Source organism: Algoriphagus sp. (genome assembly GCF_024642405.1).
Classification (GTDB): domain Bacteria; phylum Bacteroidota; class Bacteroidia; order Cytophagales; family Cyclobacteriaceae; genus Algoriphagus.
The window spans coordinates 1-3,411 of record NZ_JAHEBC010000389.1 but is presented as its reverse complement, the minus strand read 5'-3'; the positions used below and the strand labels follow the sequence as shown (position 1 = coordinate 3,411).

2 protein-coding genes are annotated in these 3,411 nt (G+C 40.2%); one reads left to right on the top strand and one right to left on the bottom strand.

The annotated features are described in order from the left end of the window. Positions 1-914 (bottom strand): DEAD/DEAH box helicase (locus tag Q0L68_RS18230; RefSeq protein WP_296705688.1); only part of this gene is annotated, 914 nt, incomplete at its 3' end. Between the two features lie 239 nt (positions 915-1,153). On the opposite strand from Q0L68_RS18230, the gene Q0L68_RS18225 reads away from it, so the two are divergent. After that, on the top strand, positions 1,154-3,411 hold a 2,258-nt coding region (locus tag Q0L68_RS18225; protein WP_296705687.1), incomplete at its 3' end, for an amidohydrolase.

Below are 3,411 nucleotides of genomic sequence, written 5' to 3'. Positions count from 1 at the left end.
AATTTGGATGATTTTGCATAGCCAGAATCTACTACCACTTTTATACCTTCTATGGTCAATGAAGTTTCTGCAATGTCTGTAGAAAGAACTATTTTCCTTTTACCTGTTGGATCAGGATTGATAGCTCTGTTTTGGGCAGCAGGTGAAAGTTGTCCATAAAGAGGCAAAATCAAATCTTCTGGCAATGCTTTTCTAAGTACAGCCTCAGCCTTCTTAATATCTCCTTGGCCAGGTAGAAACACCAAAAAGTCTCCATCATGTTTCTTGGTCAAAGGAATAATTTGGCGGGCGGTATCTTCTCCAATGGAATATTCATCCACCTCATTGAGATGAAGAACTTCTACAGGGTATTGTCTTCCCTTGCTTTCGATCACTTTAGCTTTAAGCAATACTGAAAGGGTAGGAGTATCAATTGTCGCAGACATCAGCAAGATTCTTAAATCAGGTCTTAAAACTTCCTGCACTTCTCTACATAATGCCAAGGCCACTTCAGAATGTAGATTTCGCTCATGAAACTCATCAAAAATCACCAAACCTACATTTTCAAGTGAATTGTCCGAATGAAGCATCCGAGTCAATATGCCTTCAGTAATGACCTCCAACCTTGTATTCTTAGATGTTACCGATTCAAAACGGATTCTATAACCTATCAATTCTCCGACTTTGGTATCAGACATATCAGCCATTCTCATCGCAATGGACTTAGTGGCTAACCTTCGTGGCTCAAGCATCAATATCTTCTTTCCTTCCAACCAAGGTTCATTTAACAAAGCCAAAGGAAGAAGTGTACTTTTTCCAGCGCCGGGAGGAGCTTGAATTATCAAAGAATTAGCCAAAGAAAGCTGAGTTTTAACTTGAGGAATTATCTCAGCGACTGGAAGATCAAATGAAAGAGGATCGAAATTTTTAAGCATGGGCTGCAAAAATAAGATTTCTTAAGTAGAAAGGGAATTGTGCTAGGGATTGTAGAATAATTTGAAATTTTAAAGTTCTTTTCTCCAAAGAAAAAATCTCACAATTAAAAATGTAAAAATCAAAACTGAATGCGACTTTGTAAATCAAGCATTTCATGTCCAATCAACCTCTTATCCTAAACTCTTTTGCCTTAAAGTATTATCGTATTAGATTGTTTTTTTTAAATAACCAACCAATCATGAAGAAGCTAATCTTGGCAGGACTCGCCTTGGCTTTCTCTTTATCCGCAATGGCTCAAGAGGATTCAACAAAAACAGAAAATAATAAGAACAAAAATTTACCTCTTGAATCTGGTAGAACTTTTGAATTTGATTTAACAGAAGGATCTTGGATTGCCTTAGACGTTAGCCCTGATGGTCAGTCCATTGTATTTGATTTCTTAGGGGATATTTATAGGATGCCGATTACTGGTGGAGATGCTACCCAACTCACAGAAGGAATGCAGTTTGATGCACAGCCACGATATAGTCCTGATGGCAAAAAAATCATTTTTATCTCAGATGAATCTGGAGGTGAAAACGTTTGGACTCTCAACCTTGAGGACAAAGAGAAAAAACAAATCACCAAAGGCAACAATAATAGATATCAGGGACCGGAATGGACTCCTGACGGAAAATACATGATTGCTTCGCGTGAAGGAGGAAATGGATCCCACAAAATATGGCTTTATCATGTGGATGGTGGCTCTGGTGTGGCGTTGGTTAAAGAACCAAACTCTCTAAGAATGCTAGAAGGCGCTTTTAGTAGTGATGATCAATATGTCTGGTTTTCAGAGCGAACTGGTTCTTGGACTTATAATGCACCAATGCCTCAATATCAAATTTCAAGGTATGATCGTGTTTCTGGTGAAATGATTGAACAGTCATCTCGTTATGGTTCGGCATTTCGTCCAACTCCCAGCAGTGATGGCAAATGGTTAGTTTATGCTACTCGACACGAAACAGAGACAGGATTAATCCTTAGAGATCTTGCTACAGGTGATGAAAGTTGGCTAGCGTATCCGATACAGCATGATGATCAAGAATCGAGAGCATCAAGAGATGTACTTCCAGGATTTTCATGGACTCCGGATGATAAAAGCATTGTAATCTCTTATGGAGGAAAAATTCACCAAATCGACGTAACCAGTAAAAAATCAAAAGAAATTCCCTTTAGCGTAAAAAGTAGTATACCCTTGGGTCCAGAACTTAATTTCGACTATCCGATTTCTGATGATCCTGAATTCACCGTCACACAAATCAGGGATATTGCTCCTTCGCCTGACGGAAAGCAATTAGCGTTTACGGCATTGAATGAATTATACTTGGTTGACTTACCTAATGGTTCCCCCAAAAAGATTTTGAATTTAGAAGAAACTCAGGCTGAACCTGCTTGGTCTCCAGATGGACAATGGATAGCTTTTGTCACTTGGAAGGCTGAAGGTGGCAAACTCTACAAAGTAAGACCGAATGGCAGCAACTTAACCCAGCTCAACCAAGAAGATGGTGTGTTTCAAAACCCGGTTTGGAATAATGACGGTTCTAGGATCGTGGTGATCAAAGGACAATCCGAAGATTTCCGAAATGCGCTCCAAAGAACGGCATTCAGGGGGACAAGTGACCTTATTTGGGTTTCGGCAGAGGGTTCAGAAAACAATTTTATTTGCTATACAGACGGTAGATCGAACCCGCACTTTACTAAGAATTCTGATAGAATCTACTTAACAGGACGAAGCGGTTTGGTCTCAATCCGATGGGATGGAACTGATGAGAAGGAACACGTTCAGATAACTGGAAAAGCTGCTCCTGGCTCGTCTAATTCACCTAGAGCTTCATGGATCAAAATGGCTAGAGAAGGTGATCAAGCATTGGCGGCTATTGGAATGGATTTGTTTGTGGTTACCGTACCCCAAGTGAGCGATGAAGCTCCCAGCATTTCAGTCGCAGATACCAAAAATTCTGCCTTCCCATCTAGGAAACTTACCGATATCGGCGGTCAGTTCCCTGCTTGGGGCTGGGACAATTCTACAGTACACTGGGCAGTGGGGAATGCTCATGTCACTTATAATTTATCTGATGCTAAAGCTTTTGAAGTACAAAAAGAAGCCGAAGCAAAGGCGAAGAAGGAAGCAGAAAAAGATCCAGATACAGAAAAAGAAGCCGAAGAGAAAAAAGACGAGGATAAAACACCAAAAGAATACGAACCAACAGAACGTAGAATTGAAGTAAAAGCAGATCGAGATATCCCCCAAGGAACGGTTCTACTTAAAAATGCACGTTTGCTCACCATGAAGAATGAAGAGGTGTTCGAAGGCACCGATATTCTGATCGAGAACAACCGAATAAAAGAAATTGGCAAAAACATCCAAGCGGGTAATAAAGTAAAAGTCATTGATATGACTGGAAAAACAATACTGCCAGGTTTTGTAGATACGCATTCTCACTTCCGTCATCCAGT